Genomic DNA, 25,929 nt, shown 5'->3' on the forward strand with positions numbered 1-25,929 from the left:
TCGCGTGGCCGGAACTCTTCTCTCCACCTCCCGCGTTCTCCCCACGTGACACTTCAGCAAGAGATCGTCGGCAACGCCATGCAGATGGCGATCGTCAGCCTGCGCCCCGGGCAGACCGTGTACTGCGAGGCGGGCAAGTTCCTGTTCAAGACGACGAACGTGACCATGGACACCCGCCTGTCCGGCCCGTCGGGCGGCGGTGGCCAGGCCCAGGGCGGAGGCGGCGGCATGGGCGGCATGCTGCGCCAGGCCATGGGCACCGCCATGCAGGCCGGGCAGCGCATGCTCGCCGGCGAGTCAATGGCGTTCCAGTACTTCAGCGCCCAGGGCGGCGAGGGCACCGTCGGTTTCGCGGGCGTTCTCCCCGGCGAGATGCGCGCCCTCGAACTCGACGGCACGCGCGCGTGGTTCGCCGAGAAGGACGCCTTCGTGGCCGCCGAGTCCACCGTCGACTTCGGCATCGCCTTCCAGGGCGGCCGCACCGGCATGAGCGGCGGCGAGGGCTTCGTCCTGGAGAAGTTCACCGGGCACGGCACGGTGATCATCGCGGGCGCGGGCAACTTCATCGATCTCAACCCGGCCGACTTCGGCGGCCGCATCGAGGTCGACACGGGCTGCGTCGTCGCCTTCGAGGAGGGCATCCAGTACGGCGTCCAGCGCGTCGGCGGCCTCAACCGCCAGGGGCTCATGAACGCCGTCTTCGGCGGCGAGGGCCTCTCCCTGGCCACCCTGGAGGGCAACGGCCGGGTGATCCTTCAGTCCCTCACCATCGAGAGCCTCGCGAACGCCCTGAGGAAGGCCCAGGGCGGCGACAAGCAAGGACCGACGGGCGGCCTGTTCTCCACCAACGCCGGGTGAGGTACCGCATGACCGACCGATGAGTTGCGGGTGCCAGTGGGGTCTGAGGTGATGACAACAGACCCCACTCCAGGAAGCAGGCACCCGCCATGGGCAAGCTCGTCTCCACCATCTTCGTCACCCTCGACGGCGTCTACCAGGCACCCGGCGGACCCGAGGAGGACACCCGCGACGGCTTCGAGCACGGCGGCTGGAGTTTCCCGTTCGGCGACGACGACTTCGGCCGGTTCATCACCGAGGTCTTCGACCGTCCCGGCGCGTTCCTCCTCGGCCGTCGTACGTACGACATCTTCGCCTCGTTCTGGCCGAAGATGACCGACTCCGCCGACCGGATCGCCTCCCAGCTGAACGCGCTGCCGAAGTACGTCCCCTCGTCCACCCTCTCCGACCCGCAGTGGGCCGGCACCACCGTGATCAGCGGCGATCTGGGCAAGGAGGTCACCGCCCTCAAGGAGCGCACCGACGGCGAGCTCCAGGTGCACGGCAGCGGCGCCCTCGTCCAGTCCCTGCTGGCGCTCGACCTCGTCGACACCCTCCACCTGCTGACGTTCCCGGTGGTGCTCGGCTCCGGCCTCCGCTTCTTCGCCGAGGGCGCACTGCCGACCAAGTTCCGTCACGCCGGCGGACGCGTCACCGCCGCGGGCGTCTCCATCCAGTCGTACGACCTGGCGGGGCGCCCGGACTACGGCTCGTACGCGGAACCGGGGAACGCCTGACCGCGCCCGTTGTGGGGGCCGTGTGTGGTCACGCGCCCCCACGTTAACTCGCGGAAAACTCATCCGACGTGACGGGAAAATCTCCGTTGTTGTCATTGACATGCCACTGTCTACGCGCGTCATCATGAGGTCATGAACTTCCCCCCACGCACCACTCGCATCAGTGCCGCAGCGGCACTCCTGTCCGCCCTCCTCGTGGGCGGCACCGTCTCCGCCACCACGGCGGACGCCGCGGCCGCGTCCGTCGGCAGCATCTGCTACGGCGCCCTGCCCTCCCAGGCGCACGACACCCTCGACCTGATCGCGCAGGGCGGGCCCTACCCGTACTCGCAGGACGGCGTCGTCTTCACCAACCGTGAAGGCGTCCTGCCCAGCCAGTCCTCCGGGTACTACCACGAGTACACGGTCAAGACGCCCGGTTCGCCCACGCGCGGCGCCCGCCGCATCGTCACCGGCGAGGAGACCCAGGAGGACTACTACACCTCCGACCACTACGCCACGTTCGACCTGGTCGACTTCGGCTGTTGATCGACGTCAACCGTTGATCGACGTCGACTGCTGAGCGACTTCCCCCGCTCGGCACGAGGAACGGTGCGACCAGCCGGAGGTCCGGTCCGACCTCATCCGGACTTCCGGCTCTCCGCGGCGGCGAACAGCGCGAACGCCAGCACGACCAGGGCGACGCTCGCGTAGACCCCGTAGCCGTCGAGGACGCCGAGCCGTTGCACGAGGCCCACATGCCAGTGGGTGAACTCGTGCAGCAGGCCCAGCACGCCCTGCAGCAGGGCGATGAATCCGATGACCTCCAGCAACTGCTTCATGGCACGACCCTCGCCCCGCGGTCCCCCCACGCACATCGGCCGCGGGGCGAGCCCTGCCCGACAGAAGTTCCCCGCCCCGCGGGCCGGGTGCGCCAAAAGTCTCAGGTGGTGCGACTTTGGTCGGGGATCCCCCCGGCGAAGGGGTGCCGGCGGCCCGCACTGCGTAGATTTGTCAACCGTGAGTGACGACAGGCAGGCCTCGGCCGCAGTGGGGATCATCGGGCGCAGATGGCTGTTTCCGTCAGCCGTGCTCCACGAACTCGACCCCGACGCCGGTCGGTCGGGCCGGTCCGGGCGTCCCCGGCGCACCGCGCGTGACTGGGTCGTCGACTTCACCTGCTTCCTGCTCGCCGTCGCCCTCGGTCTGGCGGCCGCGGACACCCTCAGCCACGACGGCAACACCCCGCACGCCCTCGCCGCCATCGACCAGTTGCTCGGTGCGCTGTCCTGCGCGGCGGTGTGGCTGCGCCGTCGCTGGCCGCTCGGGCTGGCCGTCGCGATGCTCCTCGTGGGCCTGGTGTCGAACACGGCGGGCGGCGCCGGCATCATCGCCCTCTTCACCCTCGCCGTGCACCGGCCCTTCCGGTACGTCGCCTGCGTCGGCGGTGCGTCCCTCGCGCTGATCCCGCTGATGTTCTGGTTGCGCCCGGACCCCGATCTGCCGTACGCCGGAGCCGTCGCGTTCACCGAGCTGCTGACCCTCACGGTCATCGGCTGGGGCATGTTCGTACGGTCCAAGCGCCAGCTCATGCTGAGCCTGCGCGACCGCGCCCGCCGTGCCGAGACGGAGGCGCAGCTGCGTGCCGAGCAGGCGCAGCGGCTGGCCCGTGAGGCCATCGCCCGGGAGATGCACGACGTCCTCGCACACCGGCTGACGCTGCTGAGCGTGCACGCGGGCGCCCTGGAGTTCCGGCCCGACGCACCGCAGGAGGAGATCGCGCGGGCGGCCGGAGTCATCCGGGAGAGCGCGCACGAGGCCCTCCAGGACCTGCGGGAGATCATCGGCGTCCTGCGCGCGGGCGAGCCCGACGACGCGGGCCGCCCCCAGCCGACGCTCGCCGCACTGGACGCACTGGTCGCCGAGTGCCGCGAGGCCGGCATGAAGGTCACCCTGGCCAGCCGCGTCACCGACCCCGCCGCCGTCCCCGCCTCCGTCGGCCGCACCGCCTATCGCATCGCCCAGGAAGCCCTGACCAACGCCCGCAAACACGCCCCCGGCACGGAGGTCACGGTCAGTGTCACGGGTGCCCCGGGCGACGGCCTCGTCGTCGAGGTCCGCAATCCCGCCCCGGAGGGCGACGTCCCCTCCGTGCCGGGCTCCGGGCAGGGCCTGATCGGCCTGACGGAGCGGGCCACGCTGGCCGGCGGCCGACTGGTGCACGGGGCGGAGCGCGACGGAGGGTTCCGGGTCCGGGCCTGGCTGCCCTGGGGATGACGGGACCCGGGCGCGGGGGACGCGCCCACCATGATTACGTATGGCCCATGACTGCGATCAGACTGCTCCTCGTCGACGACGACCCCCTGGTACGGGCCGGCCTGTCCCTGATGATGGGCGGCGCCGACGACATCGAGATCGTCGGCGAGGCCGCCGACGGCTCCGAGGTCGAGGCGCTCGTCGATCGCACCCGCCCGGACGTGGTCCTCATGGACATCCGGATGCCGTCGGTGGACGGCCTCACGGCCACCGAACGGCTGCGCGGCCGCAAGGACGCCCCGCAGGTCGTCGTCCTCACCACCTTCCACGCCGACGAACAGGTGCTGCGCGCCCTGCGCGCGGGTGCCGCCGGATTCGTCCTCAAGGACACCCCGCCCGCCGAGATCGTCGACGCGGTGCGTCGGGTCGCGGTCGGTGACCCCGTGCTGTCGCCCACCGTCACACGGCAGTTGATGGAGCACGCCGTCGGCGGCGGCGCCGACACCCGGCGCACGCACGCGCGCGTGCGCATCGCCGCCCTCAACGACCGCGAACGCGAGGCCGCCGTGGCGGTCGGCCGCGGTCTGTCCAACGCCGAGATCGCCGCCGCCCTGTTCATGAGCGTCGCCACCGTCAAGACCCATGTGTCCCGGATCCTGGCCAAGCTCGACCTCAACAACCGTGTGCAGATCGCCTTGTTGGCGTACGACGCGGGACTGCTGGAGGAACCGGACGGCGACGGGCACTAGCGGCGCCCGCCGTGCGTTGCCGGTGCAGGGGAGAAGATCCTGACGGGGGACGGGGCAGCACGGGGCGAGCATGGCGGGAGTGATCGACCTGGGGGAGTTCGGCGACGGGTTCCGCACCGACCCGCATCCCGTGTGCGCGCGACTGCGCGAACGCGGCCCGGTGCACCGGGTGCGGCGCCCGTGCCCGACGGGCACCACGAGACCTGGCCGGTCGTCGGCTACGAGGTGGCGCGCACGGCGCTCGCCGACCCGCGGCCGGCCAACGACGCAGGCAGGCGCGGCCTGGCGCCCACGAGTCGTCACAAGCCGAGATGCGTCCAGTGCCGGTCGTCCAGGACCACGGACACTGCGGCGCCCGCGACACGCCTGCTCACCTTCACCTGAACGCCGACTCCACCCGGCCCGGGATCTCGGCGAGGGCCACCATTCTGCGGTCCCGTCTGGAGAGTTCGCAGGCCTCGGCGATCCGCAGTGCCTGCAAGGCCTCGCGCCCGTCGCACGGGTTGGCCCGCTGCCCGAGCACGACCTCGACGAACGCGGACAGTTCGGCCTCGTAGGCGGGACCGAAGCGCTCCAGGAAACCCGACCACGGCTTGTCGGCGGCCGGCGGTCCGGTCGGCTCCGTCGACGCGATCGGCGTACGGTCGTCCAGGCCGACGACGATCTGGTCGAGTTCCCCGGCCAGCTCCATGCGCACGTCGTAGCCGGCGCCGTTCAACCGCGTCGCCGTGGCCGTGGCGAGGGTGCCGTCGTCGAGCGTGAGCACCGCGGCGCCCGTGTCCACGTCGCCGGCCTCCCGGAACATCGGCGGCCCCGCGTCGGACCCGGCCGCGTACACGTCGACGATCTCGTGCCCCGTCACCCAGCGCAGGACGTCGAAGTCGTGGATCAGCGTGTCCCGGTACAGCCCGCCGGACAGCGGGAGCCACCCGGGCGGGGGAGGGGCCTGGTCGGACGTGAGCGCCCGTACGGTGTGCAGCCGCCCGAGCCGGCCCGAGAGCACCGCGTCGCGCGCGCCGGTGTAGCCCGTGTCGAAGCGGCGCTGGAACCCCATCTGCAGAATCGTCCCTGCCGCCTCGACCTCGCTGATGGCGTGCAGCGTGCCGGGCAGGTCGAGGGCGATGGGCTTCTCGCAGAACACCGGGAGGCCCGAGCGCGCTGCCCGACCGATCAGTTCGGCGTGGGCCGACGTGGCCGTGGTGATCACCACGGCGTCCACGCCCCACTTGAAGATCTCGTCCACCCCCGGGGCCGCCGTCTCCCCGAGACGGTGCGCGAGCCCCTGGGCCCGCGCCGGATCCACGTCGGTGAGGATCAGGGACCCCACCTCGCGATTGCGGCTGAGCGTGTTCGCATGAATGGTGCCGATCCGCCCCGTACCGATGACCCCGATGCGCATGGAATCAAAGTGAGGGTTCAGTGTGCACGCTGTCAATGCATATGTCCGGACAATCGAACTACACGACTTCCCGTCAACAACTCGTGGAGCTACGCTCGGCCCGTGCCGAAACCAGAAGTGGACCCGACCGTGTCGCTCGAACTCAGCGTGGACCGGAGCTCTCCCGTGCCGCTGTACTTCCAGCTGTCCCAGCAGCTGGAAGCGGCGATCGAGCACGGAGCGCTCACACCCGGCAGCCTTCTGGGCAACGAGATCGAGCTGGCCGCGCGGCTCGGCCTGTCCCGCCCCACCGTCCGCCAGGCCATCCAGTCGCTCGTCGACAAGGGCCTCCTGGTACGCCGCCGGGGCGTCGGCACGCAGGTCGTGCACAGCCAGGTCAAGCGTCCGCTGGAACTCAGCAGCCTCTACGACGACCTGGAGGCGGCCGGCCAGCGCCCCGCGACCAAGGTGCTCGTCAACACGGTCGTCCCGGCGACCGCCGAGGTCGCGGCCGCTCTCAACGTGGCCGAGGACAGCGATGTGCACCGGGTGGAGCGGCTGCGGCTCGCCCACGGTGAGCCGATGGCCCACCTGTGCAACTTCATCCCGCCCGGCCTGCTCGACCTGAACACCGCGCAGCTGGAGGCCACCGGCCTGTACCGCATGATGCGCGCCGTCGGGATCACGCTGCACAGCGCCCGCCAGACCATCGGCGCCCGTGCGGCCACCGCCGCCGAGGCCGAGCGGCTCTCCGAGCAGGAGGGCGCCCCGCTGCTCACCATGCAGCGCGTCACCTTCGACGACACGGGCCGAGCGGTCGAATACGGCACCCACACGTACCGCCCGACCCGCTACTCCTTCGAGTTCCAGCTGCTCGTACGGTCATGAAGGTCTACGCGGGCGGAATTCCGGCTCGTCGCAATGTCCGGACATTGCAACGCCCTCAAGAGGCGCGGGGAACTGCGCGACCAGCCGCATCGAACCGTCAGACGGCACGCATCGCGCACCCCCTTTGCTCCCCCGCTCGGCACACAGCGTGAGCGTGCGGCAGAATCGGGCCTTGATGAGCACCTACGGCAACTTCAGCGCCCCCATAGGTTCCAGGCGCGCCCCCGCGCTCCGTACCGTCGGCACCCGGGAGCGGCGCTCGCACCTGACCGCGCCGCGCGTGCCGACGGTCGGCATCGACATCGGCGGCACCAAGGTGATGGCGGGCGTCGTCGACGCCGACGGCAACATCCTGGAGAAGCTGCGCGCGGAAACCCCGGACAAGTCCAAGAGCCCCAAGGTCGTCGAGGACACCATCGTCGAACTGGTCCTGGACCTCTCCGACCGGCACGACGTGCACGCGGTCGGCATCGGCGCGGCCGGCTGGGTCGACGCCGACCGCAACCGCGTCCTGTTCGCGCCCCACCTGTCCTGGCGCAACGAGCCGCTCCGCGACCGCCTCGCCGGCCGGCTCGCCGTGCCCGTCCTGGTCGACAACGACGCCAACTCCGCCGCCTGGGCCGAGTGGCGCTTCGGCGCCGGCCGCGGCGAGGACCACCTGGTCATGATCACGCTGGGCACCGGCATCGGCGGCGCGATCCTGGAGGACGGCCAGGTCAAGCGGGGCAAGTACGGCGTCGCGGGTGAGTTCGGTCATATGCAGGTCGTGCCCGGCGGTCACCGCTGCCCGTGCGGCAACCGCGGCTGCTGGGAGCAGTACAGCTCCGGCAACGCGCTGGTGCGCGAGGCCAAGGAGCTGGCCGCCGCCGACTCCCCGGTGGCGTACGGGATCATCGAGCACGTCAAGGGGAACATCGCCGACATCACCGGCCCGATGATCACCGAGCTGGCCCGCGAGGGCGACGCCATGTGCATCGAGCTGCTGCAGGACATCGGCCAGTGGCTGGGCGTCGGCATCGCCAACCTCGCGGCCGCCCTGGACCCGTCCTGCTTCGTCATCGGAGGCGGTGTCTCGGCCGCCGACGACCTGCTGATCGGCCCCGCACGGGACGCCTTCAAGCGTCAACTCACCGGCCGCGGCTACCGCCCCGAGGCCCGTATCGCCCGCGCCCAGCTCGGCCCCGAGGCCGGTATGGTCGGTGCCGCCGACCTCGCCCGCCTGGTCGCCCGCCGCTTCCGCCGCGCCAAGCGCCGCCGGGTCGAGCGGTACGAGCGCTACGAGCGGTACGTACAAACCCGTCGTTCCACCCAGGACACTGCATGACTCCTCCCTCGCTGCCGCGCCAGGCCCCGTCCCCGGACCAGCCGCCCCGGCCGCCAGAGGACCGCCGACACAAGATCCGCCGCAGGGCCCTCACCCTGATCATCATCGTGCTGCTCATCGGGGTCCCGGCCGGCTACCTGGCGATCTCCGCCAGCCAGAGCCGCGACAGCGGCAAGGACAAGGAGGCCAAGTACGCGGCGACCGGCCTGACCAAGGGCTGGCCGTCGAAGGTGCAGCGCCGCCTCTACCAGGTGCCGATGCCGCACCCGTCGGGCAAGGTCGCGTCCTACGAGACCAACAACTGGAAGACCAGCCGCCTCTACGTCCAGTTCCAGACGCCGAAGGCCAACCTGGACGTCTTCCTGGGCGACATGGGCGTCAAGCGGTCCGACCTGAAGAAGGGCGCCATCACCATCAGCGCCCGCGACCAGAAGATCACCGGCTGGGACTTCACCAGCCCGGGCCCCTGGTACGGCCTGGTCCACAAGCAGAAGGCACCGAAGCCCACTCAGTACGTCATGATGAGCCTGGGGAACAAGAACAACCCGTTCTTCTACGTCGTCTCCCGCACGGTTCCGTGACGCGGCAGGCTTCGGCGCGGTCGCCGGAGCCGATTGTCAGACCCCGCCCGTAGAGTCGAAGACATCTGATCCGACACACGGGCGGGAGGTGACAGGTCGTATGGGCGACACGGCTTCGGTGGCCGAGCGAGAGCAGGGAGCGGAGGCATCCGTCCCCGTCCGGCTCGCGGCCGTCTTCCTGCCCGCACCCCTGCCGAGGGACGGCCGGGTCGCCTTCTGGGATCCTGACGGCGGACCGCTGCCCGCCGAGGACACCGAGCTCACCGTCGTACGACGGCACGGCGCGGGAGTGCGCCGCAGGACCGCCCCCGCCGTGTCCCTCCCGGTCGGCGAGGCCCTGCCCCTCCTCGTCCGCGCCCGGCGCGACCCAGCAGCCCACCCCGCCACCGCCTGCTGGGGCGCTGCCGCCCTGCACGCGCTGCGCCTCACCGCGAGGGGGCGCCTGCTGCCCGGTCTGACGGCCACCGGTCACGACGCCTGGCGGGCCGGCCCCCTGGACCCGGACGACATCGCGCACATCCGGGCCGTCGCCGCGGCCCTGCCGTACGAGGGCCATGCGGTCCCGCTGCCCGGACCGGGCCCGCTGCGGCTGCCCGAGCCGGAAGCACTGATGCGCTCCTTCCTCGACGCGGTCGCGGACACCCTCCCGCGCACCCCTGCCGCACCGCACGCCTCCGGCAGGCCCTTCGCCGACCGCCGCCCGCAGCGCCTGCCCGACGCGCACGACTGGGCCGCCGAGGTCGCCGCCGGCATGGACGCGGGCGTGCGCATCTCGCTCCGCCTCGACCTGTCGGCGTACGAGCTGTTCGACCGGGACGAGGGAGTGCGTACGGCGGGCGCCGCGATCGTCCAGGTGCACAGCCTCGCCGACCCCACCCTCATCGCCGACGCGGCGGCCCTGTGGGCGGGCGAGGCCGACGCCGCGTTCGGTCCACGCGCGCGCGTGGACGCGGCCCTCGCGGTGCGGCGCGCCGCCCGCATCTGGCCGCCCCTGGACCGACTCTCCGAGCAGGACGTACCCGACGTCCTGGCGTTGTACGACGAGGAGTTGGGCGACCTGCTCGGCGTGGCGGCGACACGGCTCGCGGCGGCCGGGGTCGCCGTGCACTGGCCCCGTGACCTGGCCCAGGACCTGAGCGCTGCCGCGGTGGTACGCCCCGCGCCGGGCTCCGCGACCGACGGCACCGGCTTCTTCGAGAGCGAGGAACTCCTCCAGTTCCGCTGGCAGTTGGCGCTCGGCGGCGATCCGCTCAGTGACGCCGAGATGGACGCGCTGGCCGAGGCCCATCGTCCGGTGGTGCGCCTGAGGGACCGCTGGATCCTGGTCGACCCCGCCCTGGTCCGCAAGGCCCGCAAGCGCGAACTGGGCCTGCTCGACCCGGTCGACGCGCTCTCGGTGGCGCTCAGCGGCAGCGCGGAGGTCGACGGCGAAACGGTCGAGGCGGTGCCGGTCGGCGCCCTGGCCGCCCTGCGCGACCGCCTCACCACGGGGGTCCGCCCCGCCGAACCTCCGGCCGGCCTTCGCGCCACCCTCCGCGACTACCAACTCCGGGGCCTCGCCTGGCTGGACCTCATGACCTCCCTCGGCCTGGGCGGTTGCCTCGCGGACGACATGGGTCTCGGCAAGACGATCACGGTCATCGCGCTGCACCTGAAGCGGGCCCGCACGGAGCCGACCCTGGTCGTCTGCCCGGCTTCCCTGCTCGGCAACTGGCAGCGGGAGATCACCCGGTTCGCACCAGGCGTCCCCGTCCGTCGCTTCCACGGCCCGGACCGCACCCTGGAGGACGTGACCGACGGCTTCGTCCTCACCACCTACGGCACGATGCGGACCACGGCACCGCGACTGGCCGAACAGCCGTGGGGCATGGTCGTCGCGGACGAGGCACAGCACGTGAAGAACCCGTACTCGGCGACGGCGAAGGCCCTGCGCACCATCCCGTCACCGGCGCGCGTGGCCCTCACCGGCACCCCGGTGGAGAACAACCTCTCCGAACTCTGGGCCCTGCTCGACTGGACGACACCGGGACTCCTCGGCCCACTGAAGTCCTTCCGCGCCCGCCACGCGCGCGCCGTGGAGAACGGCGAGGACGAGGAGGCGGTCACCCGCCTGGCCCGCCTGGTCCGTCCCTTCCTCCTGCGCCGCAAGAAGTCCGACCCCGGCATCGTCCCCGAGCTGCCGCCCAAGACGGAGACGGACCACCCGGTACCGCTCACCCGCGAACAGGCCGCGCTGTACGAGGCGGTGGTGCGGGAGTCCCTGCTGGCCATCGAGACCTCGGAGGGCATCGCGCGCCGGGGCCTGGTGCTCAAGCTCCTGGGCGCGCTGAAGCAGATCTGCGACCACCCCGCGCTGTACCTCAAGGAAGAGGCGCCCCAGGGTGAACGGCTCCTCACCCGCTCCGGCAAACTCGCCCTTCTCGACGAACTGCTGGACACGCTGCTGGCGGAGGACGGCTCGGCACTCGTGTTCACGCAGTACGTCGGGATGGCCCGCCTGATCACCGCGCACCTGGCCTCCCGCGCGGTTCCGGTGGAGCTACTGCACGGCGGCACGCCGGTCCTGGAGCGCGAACGCATGGTGGACCGCTTCCAGAGCGGCTCGACCCCGGTCCTGGTGCTGTCCCTGAAGGCCGCCGGCACCGGCCTGAACCTCACCCGCGCGGGCCACGTCATCCACTTCGACCGCTGGTGGAACCCGGCCGTCGAGGAACAGGCCACCGACCGCGCCTACCGCATCGGCCAGACCCAGCCCGTCCAGGTCCACCGCCTGATCACCGAGGGGACGGTCGAGGACCGCATCGCCGAAATGCTGGAGGCCAAGCGAGCCCTGGCCGACGCCATCCTCGGCTCCGGCGAGTCGGCCCTCACGGAACTGACCGACCGCGAGCTCTCCGACCTCGTATCCCTCCGGAGGCCGACATGACCCCGGGCCCGGCCGACGAAGCCCGCCGAGCCTTGAGGGAGGCTCGGGAGCGAGGGGAACGGAGCGGGGGCGACAGGCGTGGGGGTCGGGGGGCGGGGCGGGAGTCGGGCCAGCGTCCGGGGCGGGAGTTGGGACGGGACTCGGACGCCGGTCAAGGGTTGGTGGCGGAGAGTGGTGCGGAGGAGGAGCCGGCGGTCGGGAGTGGTGCGGAGGGGCAGTCGACGGCTGCAGGGAGTGCACGGCAGGGATCGGTGGCGGGGAGGAGTCAAGGGCAGGGTTCTGCGGAGGAGCGGAGCGCGGGACGTGAGGCGGTGCCGGTGCGAGATCCGGAGCGCCGGCCGCAGACGCCGGAGCGGTGGCCGCTGACGGAGGGGACTCCCGAGTCGGAGCACGCCTCCGACGCGCCGGATGTGCCCGAGACGCGCGGGGGCGGCGGAGCGCGCCCCGCTGATGCCGCACGGGCGGCGCTGCGCCGAGCGATCGCCGAGAGGCGGGGCGTGGGTGCCGCGGACTCTGATGCGACGGCGGGGAGTTCGGGCGGAGATGGCTCGGGCGGTGCGGCTTCCGGCATGGAAGCGGGTACTGATGTGCCGGCTCGGGTGGCAGGCTCCGGTCGACGTGGCGCGGGTGATGGTGCGGTGGGCCGGACCGGGGGTGCGGTGTCCCCTGGTCCGAGGTCTGGGAGTTCGGCACCGGGTGGCTCGGACGGGGACGCCTCGGGCGCTGGGTCATCCGGCGGGGGAGCGGACGCGGAAGGTCCCGCTCGGGCATCCGTCTCGGCTCGGCGTGAGGGAGGCGCGGATGCTGCGGTTGGGATCGCGGACGCCTTGACCCCGGATCCTGTTCCAAACGGCGCCGCGCACGACACCGCTGATGACGCATCGCCGGCGGACACGTCGGGCGGCGTCGCCGACGTGGCAGCGGACGTGGATCGCCCGGGCGAGCGGCCGACGCCTTCCCCGCTGGACGCGTCCGGTGAGGCAGCGCGTTCCGCCTCGCCGGAATCGCCCGGTGAGGCATCGACACCTACTCGCTCGAACTTGCCTGGCGCTGCACCGAGTTCTGCCGTGCAGCACCGCTCCGGTGAGGCACCGAGGTCTGACCTGCTCGCCGCCTCGGGTAAGACGTCGAGTTCTGTTCCGCCGAACCGTCGTGGCCATGCGGAGCAGCCTGCTCCGTCGGGCATGCGGAACGAGGCGCGGACATCCACTCCCGCGAACCGGACCGCTGAGGCTTCTACGCCCGCTCTGCCGGACCGGCCCGGCGCGGAGTCTCCGGCCATCCTGCCGAACCCGCCCACCCAAGCACCGAGTTCCGCCCCGCCCGCCGAGGCGCCGCAGGGGACGGACGTGGGGTCGGATGCCGGGGTGGGGCCTCGGGGTGGGGAAGTCGATGCTGAGGGTGGGCGGCCCGGTGACGTGGCGCGTGAGGCGTTGCGTGCCGCGCGGGTGCGGTCGCGTCAGGCTCGGGACGCCGAGCGTGCCGCGGCCGAGGCAGGGCGGCGGCAGCGGCGTCCGGCGGGAGACAGGGCTCAGGGCGATGCGTCGCGCCGCGCTGCCGGCGTACAGGCGCGTGAGCTGCGGGAGTTGCTCGCCGACGCCTTCCGTATGCCTGCCTCGGCGACCGAGCCGGGAGCGGCGTACGACGACAACGAGGGTGCGGGTAGGGGGAGTTCGGATTCCGAGATGTCGTCCGCGTCCAGTGACCGTCCAGGGCCGGCCGGGCTCACCGAACCCCGTGCCGAAGCCCATCGGCCCGGCACAGCACGCACACCACAGGCAATGGCACCGGCAGTGGCACAGGCAGTGGCACAGGCACCCGCAGAGCTCGACCCTGCCGCCCGCCGCGCCCCCTCCATGGCCGCCCCTTCCCGTGACGGCGAGTTGCGCCGTACGTTCCCCGCGTTCCCGTCCCGCGCTTCGCTCTCCCCGGCCGACGCCCGCTTCGCGGAGACGTGGTGGGGCAATGCGTGGGTCACGGCGCTGGAGGAAGGCGCGCTGGACGCCAAGAGGCTTGCGCGTGGCCGGAGTTACGCCGAGCAGGGCAATGTGGACGCCATCACGGTGACACCCGGACTCGTGCTCGCGTATGTGCAGGGCAGCCGCCCTCGTCCGTACCGCGTACAGGTGCGGCTGCACACCCTGGACGACGCGGACTGGGCACGGTTCCTGGACGCCGCCGCCGAGCGCCCGGGGCACATCGCCGCGTTGCTCGACAAGGAGCTGCCGCAGTCCCTGGCCGACTGCGGAGTGCCGTTGCTGCCGGGCCCGCGCGACCTCGACCCCCACTGCAGCTGCCCCGACCGCGGCCACCCCTGCAAACACGCCGCCGCCCTCTGCTACCAGACGGCACGCCTGCTCGACGCCGACCCCTTCGTACTGCTCCTGTTGCGCGGCCGCGGCGAACGCGACCTGCTGGACGCCCTCTCCCGGCTGAGCGCCGCCCGCGCGGCCCGTGCAGCCCAGGAGCAGGAACCCGCCCCGCTCCCCGGCGTGCGCGCCACCGAAGCCCTCGTGCCCCGCCAACTCCCGCCGCTCCCACTGCCGTTGCCCGCCCCGGCGCACCCCGAGCAGCCCCCGGTCTACCCGGCGGCCCCGGGCGGCCCCGACCCGTTCGCGCTGGACCAGTTGGCGACCGACGCCGCAGCCCGTGCCCATGCGCTCCTCAGCACGGGCCACGACCCGGTGGCGGAACTGACGCTGTGGCAGGACGCGGTCCGACTGGCCGCCGCCCGCCCCGGCTCGGGACTCACCGCCGGCACCCGCGCCCTCTACGCCTCGCTCGCGTCCGCCGCCGACCGCACTCCCGCGGAGCTGGCCCGCGCGGTCGCCGCCTGGCGGCAGGGCGGCCCGGAAGGACTCGCCGTCCTGGAGGACCCCTGGGACCCGCCGGCTGGACGGTTCGACCGCGCCCGCCCCCTCCTCCTCGCCGCCGACCTCCCGGCCTTCCGCCCCTGGCGCAACCACCTCACCCACCCCCGCGGCCACGTCCAACTCCGCCTCGGCCGCGACGGCTTGTGGTACGCCTACGAGTCGGAGCCGGGCCACGACGACTGGTGGCCCCGCGGCACCCCCGACCTCGACCCGGTCGGCGCCCTCACCGGCCTTGGCGCCTCGCCGGACGGCTGACGGGGGCTCACGTTCCGCGGTACGGCTGATACCCGCTGTGGCGTTGGCCGCCCGATGAGCCACTACAATGCCGCGAGGTCACCGCACGACACAGCAACCGGCCGAAAATGAACGGTGGGAGAGGCATGGCTACGGGGGGATGGGGTCCGGGTTCAGGCCCCGGGCAGCCTGGCGGCAACGGACCGGGAGGTCAGGGCTGGGGCGGCGGACCGTACGGACCACCGCAGGGCGGCCCCTACGGCCCTCCGCCACCGCAGCCGGGACCGTACCCGAACCAGCCGCCGTACCCGTACCCGAACCCGCATCCGTACCCCTACGGCCCGCAGCCCACGCCGCGCGTTGCCGCCCGGCGCGGCGGCGGCTGCCTGCGCTATGTCTCGCCGTTCTGGCTCGTCGCCGCCATCCTGCGCTCCGCGCACCGCGTCGCCACCAAGCTGTTCGTGCAGGAGGGCGACGGCCGGATCGAGGACCGCACCGTGGACCGCGTCCAGCTGGCCCGCACGGTCCTCGGTGCCGCCGCCACGGCGGCCCTGGTCTTCGTCTACAACGTGAACCCGGACCGCTGGTCGGACGCGGCGAAGGGCAGCGCCGCCCAGATGCTCGTCGCCCCGCTCCTGCTGCTGATCGCCGGGCCCTTGGTCATCCTCGGATTCATCTACTACGCGCCCTCGCACCTGCGGCCGCTCATGCGCTCCCGGCTGAGCGCTCCGCTCAAGGCGGTCGGCTGGTACGTGCTTTCGATCGTCGCCATGGGCGTGATCCTGTTCCCGGCGTCTCGGATCGGGACCACCGAGCGACCGACCGTGTTGGAGTACGCGCTCCTCATCGCGGCGACGGCTGTGATCGTGTGGGGCATCCCCTTCTTCGTCCTGGCGTCGCTGTACTCGGCCCGCAGCGCCTTCAACACCGCCCAGGTCCATCCGATGCTGCCGCCCGTGATCACCATGGCGCTGGTGTGGGTGTTCGCGATCTTCAACGTGATCGGCGACGGTCTGCCGGAGGGCCCGCCGTTCGTCCAGTACTGCTCGATGCTCGGCGGACCGCTGTCGGTGACCGCCGTGTCGCTGTGGGAGATGCGGCGGATGCGGACCCGGTTCGGGGTCACCCTCCGCGCCTGACCCGGACCGGACGTCGCCGGATGTCACAGGACCCCGGCAGCGCCCATCCGGACCACGGCTAGCCCCCCTCGTCCGGTTCTTCGGACGGCGCCCCTGCGGACGGCGGCCGGATCAGCGTTCCGATGCCGGCGCAGAGCAGATCCAGGCTGCGGGTGAATTTCTCCTCCGGCCCGTGCGCGGCCGCGGCGGCCACCGTCCGGGGGAAGCTCCGGTGGAGGGCGGCGACGTCCTCGGCGGTGATCGGCACCGCGGGTGGATCGCTCTGTTCCTGGAGCACGTAGCCGGTGACGTGGCTGAGCACGGTGTCGGCGGCGGTGCCGCAGTGTTCCGGGGGCACGCCGGCCTCGGCGAGGGTGGCGAGCAGCCGTTCCATCAGCGAGAGCGCGCCGGGGCTGAGAGTCTTCGGGCTGCCGGCGAGCATGATCGCCCCGCCGGGGTGCTGCAGGATGCTCTGCCGCAGGGCGACGGCCTGCGCCGTCACCCGCGCCGGCCAGCCTGCCTGCGCGGGCAGTCCGGCCAGGGCGGCGGTGCCGGCCTCGTACGCCTGCCGGACCACCCGGTCGGCCATCAGCTGGAGCAGCGCGGCCTTGCTGGGCACGTGGTAGTAGAGGCTGCCGGCGTGCACGTCGAGCCGGTCCGCGACCTGACGCACGGAGAAGCCGTGGTAGCCGGTCTGGGCGAACACCGCCATCCCCGCGTCGATGATCCGGTCTGCCGTCAGCTTCACGGCCGCAGTCTAGCGAGCCGCACCAGCTTTCAAACACTGTTTGAAAATCCCCTGGGTCGCGCTAACGTCATGATCGGCAAAATCGCACACGGCTCGGAGGGGGGTGGTGACGATGGGCATCCTGCTGTTCAACGTGACCACGGCGGCACTGATGGTGCTGATGTTCAAGGGCGGTCTGGCCCTGGTCGGCCAGAGAACGCTGGGCCGGCGGAGGATCCCCTGGGCGGCCGTCGGCCTGACCGGGCTCGCGCTCGCCGGGGTGGCCCTCCAGCTCTGCTGGTCGGGGGCGATGGGCGCGCTCGACGCGGACCCGTCGAAGTCCGGCTGGTGGCGCGTGGTCACCTCGGTCTTCATGCAGAACGGCGGCTTCGGCGGGGCGGCCTGGAACATCGCCACGCTTGCCGCCGTCGCGGCCTTCGCCGACTGGTCCTGGGGTGCCCCGCTGACGCTCGTCCTGTTCGCGGCGGGCATCCTGCTGCCGGAGCAGATCGACAAGCTGTGGGGCCAGACCTCCCACAGCACCGACCCCCGCAACTTCGCCGGCAGTTCCGGCGCCACCTACTTCCTGGGCGCGACGCTGGCCGCGGCCCTGCTGCTGCGCGGCGGCGCCGACGAGAACTCGGGCAGGACCTCCGGCCAGGGTGCCCAGCAGGGCTCCGACGACCCGGGCGTGAGCCGCGGCAAGGCCGTCCGCAAGAACCGGCTGCTCGCGCTCGGCGTACCGGTGCTCGGGCTGGCGATGTGGTTCGCGCAGGAGAACGGGCACGGGCTGGTCTCCTGCTACGGCTTCGCCCTCGGCGCAGTCGCCTGGGCCGCGTTCCGCACCGTCCTGCGCCCGGACCGCGACCTCCGGCGGCCGCCGCGCACGACGGTCGCCTCGCTCACCGGGCTCGTCGGCCGGCGGACCCGCAGCGCCGACTAGCCGCCGGCAGGTCCCCGCTCCACCCCACCCGCGCCATTCGACCGTGACCCCGAGGGAGAGGGCATGTCGGAAGACCTGCGCCAGGACGTGTCGAAGCTCGTCGACCAGGAGGTGGCCAAGATCCTGGAACAGACCGACCGGGACCTGGCCCGTACGGTCAACCGTGCGCTGGGCGTGAGCGACGGCGCCCGGCATTCGACACCGCCCGCTGACAGGCCCGGCTCGCACAGCTCCTCGCCGCCCACCACATCCCCGGCGCAGCCCTGGCCGTGCTCGCCGACGGCGAGATCCACGAACTGGCCGCCGGCGTCCTGCACACCGGCACCGGCGTCACGGTGACCCCGGACTCCGTGTTCCAGATCGGCTCCGTCAGCAAGGGCTACACCGCCGCCATGGTGGTCCTGCTCGCCGACGCCGGGAAACTGGACCTCGATGCGCCGGTCGCCGACGTCCTGCCGGACTTCACGGTCGCCGACGCCGGGGCCAGCCGGACGATCACGCCACGCCAACTGCTCAACCAAGGGCTTCCTCATGACCATCGCCGACGGCGACGGCGGCCCGGGGGCGCTACGGCTGAAATGCGAGGGCGCGGACGGCCTGACGGGCACGTTCGACCCGCTGGTCTGGCACCTGACCCCGGTCTCGCACACGCCGACGAAGACGGTGTTCGCCGGCCGTCGCAACGAGAAGGACGCCTGGATACCCGTCGTGTTCTACGCCCTCACCGACGGCAGCCGGTACATCCACTTCGGCGTCCGGGCGACGGCCAAGTCCGCCTAGGCATCTCGGGGCGTGTGTCCGGGGCAGGCGCGCCTGTTGCTGGAGGCACGCCGCCAAAATCGCCAACAGCATCCACCGGATCGCCGTCTCCATGGTGCTGGTGCTGGTGCTGCGATGTGGAAAGCCCCGAACCCGCCCTCGCCGCCTCGGATCTGCACGTGGTGATGTGCTGTGCGATGTGCACCGTTACCTGTACGCAGTGCTGAGCTGCACGGTCAATTGGGGAGTCGAACCCCCGCGTTGCTCTTCACGCGCCAGGAGTGGGCTGGAAAACCGCCGGCCCTCGGTGTGTGCACGCCTCCGAAGCTGCTACCTGCTCCACATCAACCCAGCCTGCTGGACTACTCAGTCCAGCAGATCGACCTCCCAGTTCGTACGCTGAATCCGCACATCGACCTCGCGGATCTCCCGGGCGAGGGTATCCGCCTGACCGCGCAGCTCAGCGACCGGAAGCGCGGAAAGCATCATCAGCTCGGACCGAAGCTGCCGGCCGTATCCCCGCTCGCCCTTACCCGCCGCAGCGTCCGCCGCCGCGGTGACCACAGAGTGACGCAACCGCAGGACATCCCGACGTGCGAGGGCATCGGTGAGCGTGCCGTCCGGACCCATCTCCACGGTGGCATTGGTCCGGTTGATCCGCCGGATCAACGTTTCCAGGGCGTCCAGCACCTCACCGGCTTCAGCCAACAGCTGAGCCGCATCCTCGGCGGGCGTCTCCCCTTCCTGATACCGCGCACTGCTGACGACACGCGCTCGCAGCTGCTCCACTCGGCGCGTCGCCTCCGCACGTTCTGCCAGTGCCTCAGCAAGCTTCACTGTCCCCACCTCCCTCTCCATGAGCCCGCACGAGTATACGAACGCGAACCGGCTCATACGCACCTGGATTTTGATCCACCGCAGCCCTGACCAGTGACTGGAGTGCGAGCGGAGGAGTGAGGCGTCCTTCGCCGCGCTGTGCGGGGGCAGCCCTGTCGAGCGTTCCTCGGGCGGTCGGCGTCGGAGGTGCGCACTCCATCCTGGCCTCCACAGCCGATGTGCTGCAGCACCGTCGCGCTAAAGGAAACGAGGCGGGCGATGCCCACCCTGTTGCGAAGCATTCGCCGAGCGCGCGGAGATCGAGACTCTGTTCCGCCTCCGAGGTGTCCTGAAAACGGCACCCACCCGTCCTCTTCTGGGGCGTCAAACGTGGCCGTCCCGTGCGGATTCGACAGTCGGAAACGGAGAACGAACACGCCAGCTGATCCGCGCGTCGATGGTCGACCCGAGGGCGAATCTCGGGAGCAGGTTTAGAATTCCGTGGGCAGCTTTCCCGCTCCATGCGCAGTCGCGACCCCGGACCGTCGCCTAAGCGGCCGTTTCCAGTCCAGTTGGCGCCGGGATGCCGGACGGCTGCCAGATGGGCGGGACTTCCGTGGCCACGGCGTGCTCCGCCCCGTGCGGGATGAAGTAGACCATGTACAGCACGACGGGAACGTCGCCCCGGTTGCACCCGGCGTGAACGTGTTCCGGCCCGGCTGGTTCGATGATGCTTTCGCCAGGTCCCGACACTTCGCTCGATCCGTCGCAGAACATCCGGGTCAGGACGCCGGATTTGACCACGACGGCGACGGGGCCGGGATGGTAGTGCCATCCGGTGAAGCCGGATGGCTGGAGCGAGACGCGCCTGTAGGTGATCTCGGTGGGGCCGGTGGCTGTGATCGACAACCCGTTCCGGATTTTCCCCGTTGCCAGCAGTTCGGCCTGTAAACCTGCGGTGGCTTCAGCGGACAGCATGAATGCACGGTAGTCAGGATCCGATGTTCTGAATAGGTGCAGTGGAATCGCTTCCCGGATCGCAGTGGGGTCCCCGACCCTGGTTGCGTGCGCCGGAGCGCGGAATGTGAAGTTCATGAATGAATTGGCTGTATTGATTGTGTGTGGCCCCCAATCGTTCATCCGGCTGTCAATGGCTGAAAGGGCAGTTCCTGTGTGCGTCAACGGTGGACCCGCCCCTTCTTGCGCCGGGGTGAGTGGGTGACCAAGCGAAGGTTATGAGGGTCAGCGAAGACGGAATATCACTGTGTGGCTTTGCCCTGATCCGCTTTCTCCGGCTCCGGCTCCCGCTCCGCCTCGTCCTCCTGGACGCCAACGGGTCCTCGTCCGCACCCCAGCAGTCCACGGATGTACTCACGCATCCTGCGACGCGGCTGGACGAGCCGCGATCGATGGGTGGCCCAGGAAGGGGCCTCCGCCTTGATATGCCGCCGTACCCCGCGGTGCAGATCCGCCCGCCGCGCAGGTCAGCGCCGGCGATACGCAGTTCGTCGGTCTGTGGGAACGAACCGATGGTCGCCGTGGGCAGCAGCGCAGCCCGAGATGGGCGAGCTCGCGCGGAAGGCGAGGGTCGGCGCGGTTGGAGGCCAGCTCGGCAGTGATGGCCTCCGCGCCCTGGGCGAGGGTAACGATCCCGGCGGTCTTCTGTTCAGCGAAGGCCGGCCGGCGCCCCCATCCTCGGAATGACCAAATCAGGGTCGGCGTCTCAGCGGAAAGAGTGACGACCCACCTGGCTGTGCGTGGGCGCCGACCCGGCCGAGGTCGCCCAGGGCTGGGAACCGCGTGGAGGTTCTCGTGTCCCCGCACGCGATGTGTCTCTATGGTCGGCGCAGCACGGCGTTCAGTATTGCTCGGTCTCCACGAAACCCGCGTCCGCGTCGTTGTTCGCGCCGAAGGCGTCGGCGGCGGCGGTCGGGTCGAATCCGGGCGGGCTGTCCTTCAGGCCCAGGCCCATGCCGGCCAGCTTCGCCTTGACCTCGTCGATGGACTTCGCACCGAAGTTGCGGATGTCCATGAGGTCGGCCTCGGAACGAGCCACGAGCTCACCCACGGAGTGGACGCCCTCGCGCTTGAGGCAGTTGTAGGAGCGGACCGTGAGCTCCAGCTCCTCGATCGGCAGTACCAGGTCGGCGGCGAGGGCGGCGTCCGTGGGGGACGGGCCCATGTCGATGCCCTCGGCGTCGATGTTCAGCTCGCGGGCGAGACCGAACAGCTCGACCAGGGTCTTACCGGCCGAAGCCATGGCGTCACGCGGACGCATCGCCTGCTTGGTCTCGACGTCGACGATCAGCTTGTCGAAGTCGGTGCGCTGCTCGACACGGGTCGCCTCGACCTTGTACGTGACCTTCAGCACGGGGCTGTAGATGGAGTCGACCGGGATACGGCCGATCTCCTGGCCCACCTGCTTGTTCTGCACGGCGGAGACATAACCGCGGCCACGCTCGACCGTCAGCTCCATCTCCAGCTTGCCCTTGCCGTTGAGCGTGGCGAGGACCAGGTCGGGGTTGTGCACCTCGACACCGGCCGGCGGCGCGATGTCGGCGGCGGTGACCAGACCCGGGCCCTGCTTGCGCAGGTACATCACGACAGGCTCGTCCTGCTCGCTGCTCACGACGAGCTGCTTGATGTTGAGGATCAGGTCGGTGACGTCCTCCTTGACGCCCGGCACGGTGGTGAACTCGTGCAGGACACCGTCGATGCGGACGGACGTGACCGCCGCACCCGGGATCGAGGAGAGGAGCGTACGGCGCAGGGAGTTGCCGAGGGTGTAGCCGAAGCCCGGCTCCAGCGGCTCGATCACGAACCGGGAGCGGAACTCGTCGACGACTTCTTCGGTCAGGGACGGACGCTGAGCAATGAGCACGAGGTGTTGCCTCCAGAGGTTCGGCGCCCGCTATGTGACGCCGTGGACACCATGAAGGGTACGGGTGATTCGGGCGAGAGGGTCTCCGTAGAGGCCGAACCGCCCGATTGCCCAACCCGGCGAGGACGTGTCGGGCCTCCCTTCGGCCCGCCGTACCACGGCCGTTTCTGCTTTGCCCGCATCCAGCCCCTGGCTCGCATGTCTGCCTTGCCGCGACACGGCACTGCCGGGGCGTTCGATGCATCTCCAGTGCAGCGTGCCCTGCTCGCCCTGCGTTTGCACATGTGCTGCTTCGCCAGCTCGGGTTGCCGCACTGGCAGTACGGCCTCGCCTTCGCCGCCCCCTGCCGCGGCGGACTCATCGGCCCGCGGCTGGCCCGCCGTGTCGTGGCCCGCTTCGGCCGGCACTGGGTCTTCCGGACCGTCGGCACCTTGCGCGCCATCCGGCTGATCGGCCAGCAGGCGTCCATCGCCCTCCCCACCGCGCTCGCCGGGCTGCTCGCCGACGTCACCAGCCAACCAGCCCACGCACCGCTCTGACGGTCGCGGGACCGCTCATCCTGATCACCTCGCTCCTGCTTCCCCGGCCGGACCAGACGTCGTCGCACGAGCCGGAACCGTCCCGTGGCCACTCACGAGGGCACCACGACTCACATCGGGCGTCCAGTCGCTGTCGGCGGGCGGCCCCGTCGGCCGCAGTGCCGTGGTCGATCGGGGCTCGGGCGAGTGGTTCCCGGGAGCGGTGCGGGAACACCAGCCCGATCAGCCGACCCGCCGCGGGAAGGCACTCCCCGATGCGAAATACTCTCCCGATGAGCTCACGCACTTCCCCGATCAGCCAGCCGATCACGATACGGAGGGCAGTCGCGCGGGATGCCAAACGGCTCACGCGGCTCGTGCGTGGCTCAGGCGCCTACGAGGGCAAGTACGCATCCGCAGTGGCGGGCTACCGGGTCGGTCCTGACTACATCGAGGCCCACCGCGCCTTCGTGGCCGTCGGCGCCGACGAGCATGACGGCCGCGTCCTCGGGTTCTACTCGCTCGTCCTCGCTCCACCGGAACTCGACCTGCTGTTCGTCGCCGACGGAGCGCAAGGACGTGGTATTGGACGGCTGCTCGTCGCGCACATGCAGTCCGAGGCCCGTGCCGCCGGGCTCGACCGTGTCAGGGTCGTGTCTCATCTTCCCGCCGAGGACTTCTACCACCGCGTCGGTGCGGTGCGGACCGGGACCGCGCTCGCGAACCCGCCCGCCGTGCCGTGGGACCGTCCCGAATTCGAGTTTCGCATTCCTTCGGAATGACGCGGTGTGCCGGTTGGACGCCGCGCGCTCCGGGTGTGCCGTCGTCTTTGGCCTGGCGTGCCGGCGCACTGCAGCATCTCCAGGCGGGACTGCCGGCCCCTCCGGCGCTACGGCGTGGGGGGCCGCTGTGGGGAGCGGAGCACGAGCAGGGTGATCTCGCTGGGGGCGAAGACGCGGAAGGGCGGGCCCCAGAAGCCGGTGCCGCGGCTGGTGTAGAGGAGGGTGCGGGTGCCGTGGTGGCTGAGGCCGGCGAGGGCGGGCTGGTCGAGGCGGACCAGGTGGTGGAAGGGCCAGATCTGGCCGCCGTGGGTGTGCCCGGAGAGCTGGAGGTCGACGCCGCCGGCTGCCGCCCGGTCGACGAACTTGGGCTGGTGGGCCAGGAGCAGGACGGGGTGGTCGGGGTCGGCGCCGTGCAGGGCTCCGGCGAGGTGGGCGCCGTGGCCGGCGAGGCCGGAGGACTCGGCGGTGACGTCATCCACGCCGGCGACCACGAGGGTGTCGCCACCGCGTTCGAGCAGCAGATGGCGGTTGCGCAGCGGCTCCCAGCCCAGCTCGTCCATCAGGTCGACCCAGCCCTGGGCCTCGCTGTAGTACTCGTGGTTGCCGGTGACGTAGACCCGGGCCCGGGTGGCCTGCACGGTGCCGAGTGGGGCGGCCTGTGCGCGGCGGCGTTCGGCCGTGCCGTCCGCGATGTCCCCGGTGTGGCAGACCAGGTCGGCCTTCAGCGTGTTGACCGTCTCGCAGACCCGCGCCGACCAGCGGGCGCGGTTGAGCGGGCCGTAGTGGGTGTCGGTGATGAGGACGACGCGCGTGCCGTCCAACCCGGCCCCCAGGCGCGGAAGTTGCACGTCCAGGCGGCGTACCCGTGGTACCCGGCGGGCCTCGGCGAACCCCCAGGTGAGCAGCACGGCGGCGGTGCCGAGGACCGCCCAGGTGACGATCCGGGCCCGGTCCTGGCCGTCGCCCCCGCCGGTCACGGTCAGGGCGAGCCGCAGTAGGACGCCGAACACGACGGACCAGGTGAACAGGACCCAGATGCTGCCCAGCAGGGTGTCCCCGATGATCGCCGCCCAGTCCTGCTGGCGTCGGCCGTGGCCGCGCACCATCGCGAGCGGCATACCGACCAGGCCGAGGGCGAACAGGGCGGTGCCGACGAGCGTGACAGGGAGCGGCCAGTGCTGGCCGGTGTGGAGCAGCAGCCAGCAGGGCACCGTCCACAGCAGGACGGGGGCGATCAGGGGGAGGAAGCGCATCAGGCGGAGCAGTCGGCTCTGCTGAGTCGCATGCGCTGCGCTGTCGGCGGATCGGGTTTCGCTGGTGTCGGTCACGCTTCCCCTCCTAGAGCAACCAGGCTGCCGTCGCGCGCACTGTATCCGGCCGTCCCGGGTCGGACGGACGGGGTGCTCATGATGGGCAGCCCCATGTGGAGCCGTGAGGCTGCCCACGAGGCCTTCCACCTGCTCGGACAGCTACAGCCAGGACCCCGCTCATGGGGGCTGTGATCCGCCTGTGATCGCTTGTGATCGTTCGTGACATGTGAGGCCCCCCTTTGGCTTGCTCCGGCAGGGGTCCTGCGCAGACGGGGACCTGATACGACGACGCCCCGTCGGCTTGCTGCGGCGGGGCGACCTGCACCAGACCCTTCGGCCCCGGCCGCGCGAAGGTGACCGGGGCCGGAACTTGAACGGTGGCTTTGGGCGTGGCTTGTGAGGCGGTCAGCTCTGGGGCATTCAGCGGCTGATGTCGTTCAGCTCGGTCAAGTCCTTGTGAGAGAGGGAGAGTCCCGCGCCGGCGATGTTCTGGCGCAGGTGTGCCGTCGATGACGTGCCGGGGATGAGCAGGATGTTCGGTGATCGCTGCAGCAGCCAGGCCAGTGCGACGGACATCTGTGTCGCCTCCAGTCGAGCGGCGACCGCCGAGAGCGCCGAGGACTGAAGCGGGGTAAAGCCCCCGAGGGGGAAGAAGGGCACGTACGCGACGCCGTCGGTGGCGAGCCGGTCGATGAGCTTGTCGTCGTGGCGGTGGGCGAGGTTGTACATGTTCTGCACGCACACGATCGGCGCGATGCTCTGTGCCTCGGTGACCTGCTCCTCGGTGGCGTTGCTGATCCCGAGGTGGCGGATCAGGCCCTGCTGCTGGAGTTCGACGAGTGTCTCGAACGCCTCTGCGAGCGAGCCGGGCTGGGGACCTTCGGCGTTGCCGAGTCGGAGGTTGACCAGGTCGAGTACGTCGAGCCGGAGGGACTCGAGATTGTCGTGGACCTGGCGGCGCAGATCTTCGGGTCGCCGGGCTGTAGGCCAGCCGCCCTGTTCGTCGCGGGTCGCGCCCACCTTGGTCACGATGTGCAGCGACTCGGGATAGGGGTGCAGTGCCTCGTGGATCAACTCGTTGGTGACGCGCGGCCCGTAGGCGTCGCTGGTGTCGATGTGTGTGATACCGAGGGCGACCGCTTCACGCAGCACGGCCAGGGCACCCTTGCGATCGGCGGGCGGCCCCATGACCCACGGGCCGGCCAGTTGCATGGCGCCGTAGCCGAACCGGGTGACGGTCAGGTCACCCAGAGCCCAGGTGCCGCCGGGAAGAGAGAGGGAGGGTGTGCTCATCTTGTTGCCCTTCGTCGCGC

Annotated in this window: 24 protein-coding genes and 3 pseudogenes; 18 read left to right on the top strand and 9 right to left on the bottom strand. The window is 71.2% G+C overall.

Going from position 1 to position 25,929, the window contains the following annotated elements; genetic code table 11:
* Nucleotides 1-45: 45 nt before the first annotated feature.
* From OG870_RS36635 to OG870_RS36645, 3 genes are all read left to right on the top strand, one after another.
* Complete coding sequence (locus OG870_RS36635; protein WP_266524952.1) at nt 46-858, top strand: AIM24 family protein; 813 nt, start codon at nt 46-48, stop codon at nt 856-858.
* An 89-nt stretch (nt 859-947) separates the two neighbouring features.
* Nucleotides 948-1,574, top strand: a complete 627-nt coding sequence (locus tag OG870_RS36640) for a dihydrofolate reductase family protein (protein WP_327691918.1) — start codon at nt 948-950, stop codon at nt 1,572-1,574.
* A 132-nt stretch (nt 1,575-1,706) separates the two neighbouring features.
* Nucleotides 1,707-2,102: a ribonuclease domain-containing protein gene (locus OG870_RS36645; protein ID WP_266524956.1), complete on the top strand. Its 396-nt coding sequence runs from the start codon at nt 1,707-1,709 to the stop codon at nt 2,100-2,102.
* Between the two features lie 92 nt (nt 2,103-2,194).
* On the opposite strand, the gene OG870_RS36650 is transcribed toward OG870_RS36645, so the two are convergent.
* The gene (locus OG870_RS36650; RefSeq protein WP_266926970.1) at nt 2,195-2,395 is read right to left on the bottom strand and encodes a hypothetical protein; all 201 of its coding nucleotides are present in this window, start codon (nt 2,393-2,395) and stop codon (nt 2,195-2,197) included.
* Between the two features lie 178 nt (nt 2,396-2,573).
* Here OG870_RS36650 and OG870_RS36655 point away from each other — a divergent pair, with 178 nt between their 5' ends.
* The 3 genes from OG870_RS36655 to OG870_RS48295 all read left to right on the top strand — a co-directional run bounded on the left by OG870_RS36655 (nt 2,574) and on the right by OG870_RS48295 (nt 4,942).
* Nucleotides 2,574-3,830, top strand: a complete 1,257-nt coding sequence (locus tag OG870_RS36655) for a sensor histidine kinase (protein WP_405625381.1) — start codon at nt 2,574-2,576, stop codon at nt 3,828-3,830.
* A 47-nt stretch (nt 3,831-3,877) separates the two neighbouring features.
* Nucleotides 3,878-4,558 carry a response regulator transcription factor gene (locus OG870_RS36660; RefSeq protein WP_327691919.1) on the top strand — a complete coding sequence of 227 codons (681 nt, stop codon included), beginning with the start codon at nt 3,878-3,880 and terminating at the stop codon, nt 4,556-4,558.
* A 180-nt stretch (nt 4,559-4,738) separates the two neighbouring features.
* Nucleotides 4,739-4,942, top strand: coding sequence for a hypothetical protein (locus OG870_RS48295; protein WP_405625384.1), 204 nt, complete (start codon nt 4,739-4,741; stop codon nt 4,940-4,942).
* On the opposite strand, the gene OG870_RS36670 is transcribed toward OG870_RS48295, so the two are convergent.
* Entirely contained in the window at nt 4,935-5,957 is a 1,023-nt protein-coding gene (locus OG870_RS36670) for a Gfo/Idh/MocA family protein (RefSeq protein ID WP_266524965.1), read from the bottom strand. The two genes, OG870_RS48295 and OG870_RS36670, sit on opposite strands and share 8 nt — an antisense overlap.
* 129 nt (nt 5,958-6,086) lie before the next feature.
* On the opposite strand from OG870_RS36670, the gene OG870_RS36675 reads away from it, so the two are divergent.
* From OG870_RS36675 to OG870_RS36700, 6 genes are all read left to right on the top strand, one after another.
* The gene (locus OG870_RS36675) at nt 6,087-6,824 is read left to right on the top strand and encodes a GntR family transcriptional regulator (RefSeq protein WP_266525817.1); all 738 of its coding nucleotides are present in this window, start codon (nt 6,087-6,089) and stop codon (nt 6,822-6,824) included.
* 175 nt (nt 6,825-6,999) lie between these two features.
* Nucleotides 7,000-8,148, top strand: coding sequence for an ROK family glucokinase (locus OG870_RS36680; protein WP_266525819.1), 1,149 nt, complete (start codon nt 7,000-7,002; stop codon nt 8,146-8,148).
* The gene (locus tag OG870_RS36685) at nt 8,145-8,729 is read left to right on the top strand and encodes a sugar kinase (RefSeq protein WP_266524967.1); all 585 of its coding nucleotides are present in this window, start codon (nt 8,145-8,147) and stop codon (nt 8,727-8,729) included. Before OG870_RS36680 ends, OG870_RS36685 begins: the two co-directional genes overlap by 4 nt.
* 100 nt (nt 8,730-8,829) lie before the next feature.
* On the top strand, nt 8,830-11,655 hold the full coding sequence (locus OG870_RS36690; protein WP_327691920.1) for a DEAD/DEAH box helicase: 2,826 nt from the start codon (nt 8,830-8,832) through the stop codon (nt 11,653-11,655).
* Between the two features lie 926 nt (nt 11,656-12,581).
* Nucleotides 12,582-14,783, top strand: a complete 2,202-nt coding sequence (locus OG870_RS36695) for an SWIM zinc finger family protein (RefSeq protein ID WP_405626953.1) — start codon at nt 12,582-12,584, stop codon at nt 14,781-14,783.
* A 125-nt stretch (nt 14,784-14,908) separates the two neighbouring features.
* A complete protein-coding gene (locus OG870_RS36700; RefSeq protein ID WP_327691922.1) occupies nt 14,909-15,901 on the top strand; it encodes a hypothetical protein in 993 nt (330 codons plus the stop codon).
* 58 nt (nt 15,902-15,959) lie between these two features.
* On the opposite strand, the gene OG870_RS36705 is transcribed toward OG870_RS36700, so the two are convergent.
* Nucleotides 15,960-16,628, bottom strand: coding sequence for a TetR/AcrR family transcriptional regulator (locus tag OG870_RS36705; RefSeq protein ID WP_327691923.1), 669 nt, complete (start codon nt 16,626-16,628; stop codon nt 15,960-15,962).
* 112 nt (nt 16,629-16,740) lie between these two features.
* On the opposite strand from OG870_RS36705, the gene OG870_RS36710 reads away from it, so the two are divergent.
* The 4 genes and pseudogenes from OG870_RS36710 to OG870_RS36725 all read left to right on the top strand — a co-directional run bounded on the left by OG870_RS36710 (nt 16,741) and on the right by OG870_RS36725 (nt 18,330).
* Entirely contained in the window at nt 16,741-17,550 is an 810-nt protein-coding gene (locus tag OG870_RS36710) for a hypothetical protein (RefSeq protein WP_327692356.1), read from the top strand.
* Nucleotides 17,551-17,613: 63 nt separating this feature from the next.
* Complete coding sequence (locus OG870_RS36715) at nt 17,614-17,889, top strand: hypothetical protein (RefSeq protein ID WP_327691924.1); 276 nt, start codon at nt 17,614-17,616, stop codon at nt 17,887-17,889.
* Nucleotides 17,820-18,011 (top strand): annotated as a pseudogene (locus OG870_RS36720) (serine hydrolase); the annotation flags it as partial. The gene OG870_RS36715 and the pseudogene OG870_RS36720, both read left to right, overlap by 70 nt.
* 70 nt (nt 18,012-18,081) lie before the next feature.
* Entirely contained in the window at nt 18,082-18,330 is a 249-nt protein-coding gene (locus OG870_RS36725) for a hypothetical protein (RefSeq protein ID WP_327692386.1), read from the top strand.
* A 345-nt stretch (nt 18,331-18,675) separates the two neighbouring features.
* Here OG870_RS36725 and OG870_RS36730 read toward each other — a convergent pair whose 3' ends face one another.
* From OG870_RS36730 to OG870_RS36745, 4 genes and pseudogenes are all read right to left on the bottom strand, one after another.
* Nucleotides 18,676-19,146, bottom strand: coding sequence for a DIP1984 family protein (locus OG870_RS36730; RefSeq protein ID WP_266524976.1), 471 nt, complete (start codon nt 19,144-19,146; stop codon nt 18,676-18,678).
* Between the two features lie 528 nt (nt 19,147-19,674).
* Nucleotides 19,675-20,103 (bottom strand): cupin domain-containing protein, encoded by a 429-nt coding sequence (locus tag OG870_RS36735; RefSeq protein WP_266524977.1) that lies wholly within the window; start codon nt 20,101-20,103, stop codon nt 19,675-19,677.
* Between the two features lie 472 nt (nt 20,104-20,575).
* Nucleotides 20,576-20,802 (bottom strand): annotated as a pseudogene (locus OG870_RS36740) (hypothetical protein); the annotation flags it as partial.
* A gap of 181 nt (nt 20,803-20,983) precedes the next feature.
* Complete coding sequence (locus OG870_RS36745; protein WP_266524978.1) at nt 20,984-22,006, bottom strand: DNA-directed RNA polymerase subunit alpha; 1,023 nt, start codon at nt 22,004-22,006, stop codon at nt 20,984-20,986.
* A 269-nt stretch (nt 22,007-22,275) separates the two neighbouring features.
* On the opposite strand from OG870_RS36745, the pseudogene OG870_RS36750 reads away from it, so the two are divergent.
* A pseudogene (locus tag OG870_RS36750) lies at nt 22,276-22,622 on the top strand (MFS transporter); the annotation flags it as partial.
* Nucleotides 22,623-22,817: 195 nt separating this feature from the next.
* Nucleotides 22,818-23,306, top strand: a complete 489-nt coding sequence (locus OG870_RS36755; RefSeq protein WP_266592574.1) for a GNAT family N-acetyltransferase — start codon at nt 22,818-22,820, stop codon at nt 23,304-23,306.
* A 107-nt stretch (nt 23,307-23,413) separates the two neighbouring features.
* On the opposite strand, the gene OG870_RS36760 is transcribed toward OG870_RS36755, so the two are convergent.
* Together OG870_RS36760 and OG870_RS36765 are read right to left on the bottom strand one after the other, a co-directional pair.
* Nucleotides 23,414-24,634 carry a metallophosphoesterase gene (locus tag OG870_RS36760; RefSeq protein WP_327691925.1) on the bottom strand — a complete coding sequence of 407 codons (1,221 nt, stop codon included), beginning with the start codon at nt 24,632-24,634 and terminating at the stop codon, nt 23,414-23,416.
* A gap of 402 nt (nt 24,635-25,036) precedes the next feature.
* A complete protein-coding gene (locus tag OG870_RS36765; protein WP_327691926.1) occupies nt 25,037-25,909 on the bottom strand; it encodes an aldo/keto reductase family oxidoreductase in 873 nt (290 codons plus the stop codon).
* Nucleotides 25,910-25,929: the final 20 nt, after the last annotated feature.

It is taken from the genome of Streptomyces sp. NBC_00461 (genome assembly GCF_036013935.1).
Taxonomy (GTDB): Bacteria; Actinomycetota; Actinomycetes; order Streptomycetales; family Streptomycetaceae; genus Streptomyces.

What these genes read in the sequence shown, in the direction of transcription:
- OG870_RS36755 (WP_266592574.1), top strand. Translation starts at nt 22,818, where the DNA reads ATGAGCTCACGCACTTCCCCGATCAGCCAGCCGATCACGATACGGAGG.
- OG870_RS36725 (WP_327692386.1), top strand. Translation starts at nt 18,082, where the DNA reads ATGACCATCGCCGACGGCGACGGCGGCCCGGGGGCGCTACGGCTGAAA.
- OG870_RS36735 (WP_266524977.1), bottom strand. Translation starts at nt 20,103, where the DNA reads ATGCTGTCCGCTGAAGCCACCGCAGGTTTACAGGCCGAACTGCTGGCA.
- OG870_RS36680 (WP_266525819.1), top strand. Translation starts at nt 7,000, where the DNA reads ATGAGCACCTACGGCAACTTCAGCGCCCCCATAGGTTCCAGGCGCGCC.
- OG870_RS36700 (WP_327691922.1), top strand. Translation starts at nt 14,909, where the DNA reads ATGGCTACGGGGGGATGGGGTCCGGGTTCAGGCCCCGGGCAGCCTGGC.
- OG870_RS36765 (WP_327691926.1), bottom strand. Translation starts at nt 25,909, where the DNA reads ATGAGCACACCCTCCCTCTCTCTTCCCGGCGGCACCTGGGCTCTGGGT.
- OG870_RS36690 (WP_327691920.1), top strand. Translation starts at nt 8,830, where the DNA reads ATGGGCGACACGGCTTCGGTGGCCGAGCGAGAGCAGGGAGCGGAGGCA.
- OG870_RS36645 (WP_266524956.1), top strand. Translation starts at nt 1,707, where the DNA reads ATGAACTTCCCCCCACGCACCACTCGCATCAGTGCCGCAGCGGCACTC.
- OG870_RS36715 (WP_327691924.1), top strand. Translation starts at nt 17,614, where the DNA reads ATGTCGGAAGACCTGCGCCAGGACGTGTCGAAGCTCGTCGACCAGGAG.
- OG870_RS36670 (WP_266524965.1), bottom strand. Translation starts at nt 5,957, where the DNA reads ATGCGCATCGGGGTCATCGGTACGGGGCGGATCGGCACCATTCATGCG.
- OG870_RS36660 (WP_327691919.1), top strand. Translation starts at nt 3,878, where the DNA reads ATGACTGCGATCAGACTGCTCCTCGTCGACGACGACCCCCTGGTACGG.
- OG870_RS36650 (WP_266926970.1), bottom strand. Translation starts at nt 2,395, where the DNA reads ATGAAGCAGTTGCTGGAGGTCATCGGATTCATCGCCCTGCTGCAGGGC.
- OG870_RS36710 (WP_327692356.1), top strand. Translation starts at nt 16,741, where the DNA reads ATGGGCATCCTGCTGTTCAACGTGACCACGGCGGCACTGATGGTGCTG.
- OG870_RS36640 (WP_327691918.1), top strand. Translation starts at nt 948, where the DNA reads ATGGGCAAGCTCGTCTCCACCATCTTCGTCACCCTCGACGGCGTCTAC.
- OG870_RS36685 (WP_266524967.1), top strand. Translation starts at nt 8,145, where the DNA reads ATGACTCCTCCCTCGCTGCCGCGCCAGGCCCCGTCCCCGGACCAGCCG.